1 protein-coding gene and 1 pseudogene are annotated in these 707 nt (G+C 48.7%); both read left to right on the top strand.

All coding sequences use genetic code 11. From position 1 onward, the window contains the following. Nucleotides 1-130: 130 nt before the first annotated feature. On the top strand, nt 131-334 hold the full coding sequence (locus PG766_RS16860) for a hypothetical protein (protein WP_004614949.1): 204 nt from the start codon (nt 131-133) through the stop codon (nt 332-334). A gap of 286 nt (nt 335-620) precedes the next feature. Next, nucleotides 621-707, top strand: a pseudogene (locus tag PG766_RS17280) (DUF3847 domain-containing protein); the annotation flags it as partial.

Consider the following 707-nt stretch of genomic DNA (forward strand, 5'->3'; position numbering starts at 1 on the left):
CCCTGACTGCAATACTGCCGCACTTTCCAAAGGGGCATACAGAGGGAAAAACCTTAAAAATGATACCGAGACGCTACACCAAAACAGCCTATCTGCGTACATCAGATAGAAACGGAGAAAGGAGCCGGTTATGGCAAGAATGAGCAACAAGCGACGGCTGGAATGGTCTTTCTTCTTAAATGACCGCAGCCGTATCACTTACAACGAACTGTGCCGGAAATGCCAGCACGAATGCAAACAGAGCTTCCGGGCGGTTGTGGTTGACTGCCCGAAGTATCTTTCCAAGCGTTCCAAGAAAAAGGACAAAACTGCCGGAAACGGCAAAATCCCTTAGGAACTAAGGGCGCACTTCTATACATAGTCTAAAGACCATGTATCGTGCGTCCTGCGGAGCTTACCTCTGCCGCTGATAAAATCAGCAATCCGAGGTCTGCGTTCGCTTTGCTCCGACAAGGTGGCTACACCCCCTTGCGCCGCTAAAGCGGCTATCCCCTGTGTACCCGCCGCAAAGAGAAATCCGCTCTGTGGTTTTCCCTTTTCATCGGGCTTTATAGAAGCACTGACACACAGACTGTCTGCGGATGGTCTTTCTTTATCTTATAAGCAAAGGATGTGAGAACATGGAAAAATCTTTGGAACAGTTAAAGCAGGAATATGAAAAAACCGCTGTCCTGCTGGAACGGGAAAAACGGAAAATGCAGCGTTTG

The organism is Coprococcus sp. LG101-27 (genome assembly GCF_027695515.1).
Taxonomy (GTDB): domain Bacteria; phylum Bacillota; class Clostridia; order Lachnospirales; family Lachnospiraceae; genus Allocoprococcus; species Allocoprococcus comes.